Origin of the sequence: Suilimivivens aceti (assembly GCF_025567405.1) — a bacterium.
Taxonomy (GTDB): Bacteria; Bacillota; Clostridia; order Lachnospirales; family Lachnospiraceae; genus Suilimivivens; species Suilimivivens aceti.
On record NZ_JAOQKJ010000027.1, the window covers coordinates 1 to 5,562 of the forward strand.

7 protein-coding genes are annotated in these 5,562 nt (G+C 52.7%); all 7 read right to left on the reverse strand.

What is annotated here, in order from left to right:
* Window positions 1–114: 114 nt before the first annotated feature.
* The gene (locus OCV77_RS16200) at window positions 115–363 is read right to left on the reverse strand and encodes a hypothetical protein (protein ID WP_087295647.1); all 249 of its coding nucleotides are present in this window, start codon (window positions 361–363) and stop codon (window positions 115–117) included.
* An 18-nt stretch (window positions 364–381) separates the two neighbouring features.
* Window positions 382–654 carry a type II toxin-antitoxin system YafQ family toxin gene (locus tag OCV77_RS16205; RefSeq protein ID WP_066859802.1) on the reverse strand — a complete coding sequence of 91 codons (273 nt, stop codon included), beginning with the start codon at window positions 652–654 and terminating at the stop codon, window positions 382–384.
* Window positions 647–928 carry a type II toxin-antitoxin system RelB/DinJ family antitoxin gene (locus OCV77_RS16210; RefSeq protein WP_087295645.1) on the reverse strand — a complete coding sequence of 94 codons (282 nt, stop codon included), beginning with the start codon at window positions 926–928 and terminating at the stop codon, window positions 647–649. Before OCV77_RS16210 ends, OCV77_RS16205 begins: the two co-directional genes overlap by 8 nt.
* 244 nt (window positions 929–1,172) lie before the next feature.
* Window positions 1,173–2,702, reverse strand: coding sequence for a hypothetical protein (locus OCV77_RS16215; protein ID WP_117515908.1), 1,530 nt, complete (start codon window positions 2,700–2,702; stop codon window positions 1,173–1,175).
* Between the two features lie 426 nt (window positions 2,703–3,128).
* Entirely contained in the window at window positions 3,129–4,355 is a 1,227-nt protein-coding gene (locus tag OCV77_RS16220) for a plasmid recombination protein (protein ID WP_177592980.1), read from the reverse strand.
* A 279-nt stretch (window positions 4,356–4,634) separates the two neighbouring features.
* Complete coding sequence (locus OCV77_RS16225) at window positions 4,635–4,988, reverse strand: helix-turn-helix transcriptional regulator (RefSeq protein ID WP_177592979.1); 354 nt, start codon at window positions 4,986–4,988, stop codon at window positions 4,635–4,637.
* Between the two features lie 83 nt (window positions 4,989–5,071).
* On the reverse strand, window positions 5,072–5,562 hold a 491-nt coding region (locus OCV77_RS16230; RefSeq protein ID WP_317246649.1), incomplete at its 5' end, for a hypothetical protein.

Sequence of the window (5,562 nt, forward strand, 5' to 3'; positions counted from 1 at the left end):
CCCCCTGCTCCGTATGCGTATACGGAGCGCAAACCGTATGCAGCTTGCCTTTGTATCGCTTATAGACCGCCTGCTTTGATACCCCTATCTCGTCGGCTATCTGCCGTATCGTTTTCATACTTTCACGAACAGGCCCACAGGACACACACCCTTAAACCCAGGCGTAGATATGTACCAGCAAGCAGGGCCTGTCGGCTCCCAGGCTACTTCAAGGGTAATCTCGTGCCAGCCATCTGGAAACAGAGCTGTAAATCCCTCTCCTGCGTGTATGCCGCGCCCTTCCAAGAGCAGACGAGGGTGCGGATCATCGTCTGCCGGATCGGGAAGCTGTATCTGCGCGATCCTCTCTTTATCCCAGCTCATAGACCTTTCCTCCTTCCCCTAAAATAAGTCGCTATGCGATCCCGTCCGGGTAAGATATAAAATCAGCTCGTCCCCGTCCACTTCGTAGATCAGCAACCAATCCGGCGTAATGTGGCACTCACGACACCCCGCATAGTCCCCGGAAAGCTGGTGATCCCTGTTCTTCTCCGGCAACGGCTCCCCCGCAGCCAGCTTTTTAATAATATCGGTCAGCAAAGAAATATCAAAGCCGCGCTTTTTCACACGCTTCAAATCCTTCTGAAACTTTGTGGTTGGTCTTATGTTATACATCGGCAAGCAGCTCCTCCATCATCTGATCGACATTGGAATAGGTCTTGCCGAGGCTCGGATCGGCCTTCATTCTCTTTACTTCCTGGATTGCTTCGACGGTTTCTGCGTTCGGCACATCGCCGCTGATTTCAAAGGGTATTCTATACTCTCTCACCGCCTTACGAGCAAAAACATTGAACGCCGTTGTCATCGTCATTCCCATATCAGCACAGAACGCCTCAAACTGCCGCTTCAAATCTGCGTCCATACGAATGTTAATATTTGTATTCGCCATAGATAGCAACTCCTTTCACTCTTATTATATACATTGTATCATTTTTTATTCACAATGTCAATACATTTTCCTGCCCGTTTCCCCAAGCCCTGGCTCTTAAACTTCTGCCCTGGTATGTACGCATTTAGGTGGCAAAAAAGCCTTGATTTATGCGGCTTTCCGGGCGCGGTAGAGAGGGGGCCGGTAATTTACCCTCGGAGGGCTGAAAACGGCTTCTAAAGCGTAACAGGGGCCTTTCTGGGCCTTATTCCTGGCCTCCATTGTGCAGCGCGTCCAGGAGCCAATCGCTTAACTCCTGGGAAGGGGACACCTGCACTGTTATATGCCCATTTTCAAAGCGTACCGCTGGCGGCGGGCAATCCCACCACTTACGGACGGTTTTCGGATCAAGGCCAGTTTCCCGGTGACAGTCAGCCTTGCGCCCCTCCGGGTACTGCTGCCGCCATTCATAAACCCGCACCTGAGCCGTTCCGCTGCCTTTAGGCCGCCCGTTCCCTTCTCTCCAATCCTTTTTCCCTTGCTGTTTCGCTTTAATATCCCGAATAGCTCTTGCAATTTCAAGATGATCTGCTTGTCTTTGAAAATTACGCTTATTGACAGGCATAGTCAGGCCGGAGAGCTTCGCTATATCGTCCCTGGGGAATGTCACATAGTCCTCATTGAACATTTCCAGAGCGCACACCACATCATCTTTTGTAAAGCGGTTTATATCCTCCACGCTCATATCATCGTAGGGCCGGAGCAGCGCGAAAGCGTCCCGGCGCAGCTCGTCCTCGTCTATCCCGCATTTTTTCGCATAAATCGCCAGCGTCATAATGCCATAGAAACGATGGCCCACCCGGATTTCATCGGCGATCCGGTGCAGCCACCAGTCGTAAAGGTCACGCTTAACCGTCCATCGGCCCCGCCGCTCCTTCTTGACGATCCGCCGCTCATACCAATCCGGGTACTTCTCTTTCGCCTCGGCCAGCGACAGGCGGCTCTTTCTCATAAGCCCCTCAAGCCGCTGCTGTTCCCCGTTGCTGTCCGGGATATAATCAAGCAGCCACGCCAGCTCCACCGGCCCGCCGAGCCGGAACGCCCTCACAGGATACTCACGCCCCAGCTTCGAGCCGGAGCCGACCACCCGAAAGCCCTGCAAAATCCCCTGCATTTGCGGCTCCTTGATAGTGGAGGTAAACTTATTCCAAATCTGCCGGGTAAGGGAATATTTCAGCTCTTTCAAGCATTTCTGGTTGTACGGGTACATAGGCACCGGCTCTTTCAGCACATAATACAGGTGAAGCCCTGTCCCGCTGTTTACAACAAAGGTTGCCTGGGGCAAAATATCCTTATTCATCTGGTGCAGCGTGTCCCGGAGCTGAGGCATACCCACCCCGTCCAGGTCAAAGACCAGAGCATAGAGATACCGGGCATTTTTGCCACACCGCCGCCGCCCAAAATAAGAAATCGGGGACATAATCGTAAAATCGGTGTCTTGCAGCTCCCGCAGCTCGTCCAGCTCGTCAGTGATGGTACAGCGTTTCGCTTTACCGTCCCCCTCGATCTGCAAGGCAATCCCCGTTGCCTTGTCAACCTCACCTTTCGGCACCGTCACCGCAATTCCATTTCCCTTCCTGTCCTCAAAATGACCCTTCCTCTCGAAAGATCCTTCCGGGAAGATCTCACGATAAAACTCATACGGCTCCACCGGCTCCAAAAACTTCTCTAAATGCTCGTTCTTTTCCCTGTAAAGTTCCCGCAGCCGTTCCAGAGCTTCTTGCTGATCCGCCATTCCTTACACCTCTTTTCGTACATTCTGCAAACCCACAGGGGGAAAAGGGGGAGCCAAAGAGCGGCCCCAAAGGGGCCTTAAAGAGAAAGTCACCTCCCCCTTTTCCCCCTCGCTCTGGGGCATGGAAATGATGGAAAACCTTTCAGGTTTACCACATTCCCACACCCCGCCGCTCACCCCCATAACCCCCTCCGACTTTCTCCCTGTCCGAGAGAGAATATTTTATTATTTTTCTCCCTGGCCTAAAGGCCATAGGGGGGCATATATTATCAATATATTTTATTCCCTATTTTACAACCCACTAACTCCCTGCCATCTCCCATACCCCATAGGGGGGCATATATTATCAATATATTTTATTCCCTATTTTTACTGTTATTATAGCCTGTCCGGGCGGCTCTTGCAAGGCCCCCTGACAGGCTTCTTTTACAGCTCCATACCACCCCAGGTATGGCCCCGTTCCTGCTCTCTTTCCGGCTGCTGCACCTCTGGCACAGGTAGTAGCTCACGCGCCTTTTCGACCAGGGGCCGGAACTGCTCTGGCAAGTGCCGATCCAGGAAATCCAGCACCGCCCCGATCCCTTCCTGAAGCCGCGCCGAAAACCCGCGCTCCCGGCTCAAATCTTCTTCCAGGTATTCCACCTGCACTTTGAGCTGCCGGTTTTCATTTTCAAGCCGCTGCCGCTCCTGGGCCTCCTTCAGCTTTTCTTTCGTCGAGGGGATTTTCTGCTGAAGCTGTTGGTTTTCTACCTTCAGCTCCCGCACCTTCTGCTCTGCCGCCGCGCCCCGGATCACCGCCGCCTTCAGCTCCTTCACCTGCTCCACCGTCACGCCCTTGACGGCCCCTGTCAGCGTCTTTTCCGGCTGTATTGCGTCCAGATCGGGCTTGACCTTCTCAACCGCTTTCAGCAGCTTCACATTCCCTTGCAGGGCCTTTCTCTGCTTTTCCAGGGCCGCGATTTCCTGCTCTGCCGCTGTCACCTGTTCCTGGATAGCTTCAAGCCGCTGGGCCGCTGCTCTGTACTCTGGCAGCTCCATATGAGGCCGACCACCGCCTAAGCTGATAATCTCAAACTCGTGCGCCTGGGCGATTTCCGTTAGGGCTTCTTTCTCCCGTTCCATCCAGGCTTTCCATTCCGTCTGCTTCCGGCCCATCCCTTCAAATCCCTGCTGCTTTAACGCTTGTTTCATTGATACCCGCGTCGAAAGGCCCCGGCTCTGCTCCGTTGCCACCGGCACGAAGTCCACATGGAGGTGGGGCGTGGCCTCGTCCATGTGCAGCACCATATTGAACACCCGCAGATGAGGATTGCGCTCCTGGAAGGACTCTGCAAACTCTTTGAGAGCTGCCGCCGCCCGTTCCCCTCCAGGGGAGCCGCACCCGCAGTCTATCAAGTTGCCGATCTGGAAGATAGCCTCATGAAATAGCTTTTCCTGCTTGCTCTGCCGGATATGCTCATAGTAGTCTGGTATCTTGTCCCTGGTCTTTTTCTTTTTGGCATTGTAGGCAGCCAGGGCTTCATCGAAAAGTTCGTGGTACACCTTTTTCAAATCCTCGTTGCAAAAGGTGACATTCTGCCCCGACCTGCTCCGGTCTACATTCGCCGCTGAAAAGCTCCTGTTGTTGTGCCGGATGCTTCCCCGGCCCGTCATTCCCGAAATGGTTGTACCTATAAAATCACCCGTCCCTTTCCTGCGAAAAGCCTATATCCTACTATTCCTATTTTACCATACCAGGTCGCAGGACACAACCTCTTTGTTACTTTCTTGTGAGAAAGTAACGCAAAAGCACTTTCACACCGCCGCCCCATTGGGGCTGGCAGTATGAAAGTGCTTTTGCGCGCTCCCGCGGGGATTGCCGGAGCTGCCAACCGCTACGGTTTCCCGCTGCTTTCGGGCGGCTCCGGCTGGGACTTCGGCCACACTGTCAAATTACTGCTTTATGCTCTGCAAAATTTCCTCAACCGTCGTTCCGTACAACTTTGCCAGCGCAATCAAATTAGAGGTACTCGGATCACATTCTCCGCTTTCCCACTTAGATACTGCTTGCCGACTAACCCCTATTGTTTCTGCTACAAATTCTTGGGTCATCTTATTTTTAGTCCGCAAGTCTTTCAATACTTCACCTAAATTTTGCTTAAGGACGCTCTTTTCAGCTCTTACATCTTTAGACCTAATATATTTCTTCAAAGCTCGAATAATCAAGATAACCAGATAGATAAATAGCCCGAAAAGACCTGCATAGATAATCAAAGAAATAACCAGCATTGGTGCCACTATACTCATATTTGTTCCTCCTTTCTGATCATCATTTTAGCAATAACTTCTCGGTTGCTACCACCAATTATTGAGCAACTTTAAGTTGCTTTCTACTTTCCAAACAGTTTACTAAACCACCCGCGCTTTTGCTCCGGCTCCTGGCCCTGCTGATCCGCTCCGGCCTCCCCGGTAAGAAGCTGCTGCTGGATTGTCCCCGCGTGAAGGGCCTGGGCCGCCGCTGCTGTCTGCTGGGCGGCAAGCAGCGCCGCGCTGACCTCTGCCAGCCTTGCGTTTAGTTCCTCAATCTGCCGGTCTTTCACTTCAAGCTGCCCCTGCAGCGTGTCGATGGTGGCCTGCAAAACTGCTACCACTCCGGCCTCTTGCGACTGCTCCGGCACCGCTCCAATGGAGCGCTCCGTATGCGTATCCGTATGCGCTCCATTGGAGCGGTCATCTTTCAAAAAATCTTGTTTTATCAGGGTTTCAGCCTGCTCTGATAGATACAATACCCCCTGCTCCGTATGCGTATACGGAGCGCAAACCGTATGCAGCTTGCCTTTGTATCGCTTATAGACCGCCTGCTTTGATACCCCTATCTCGT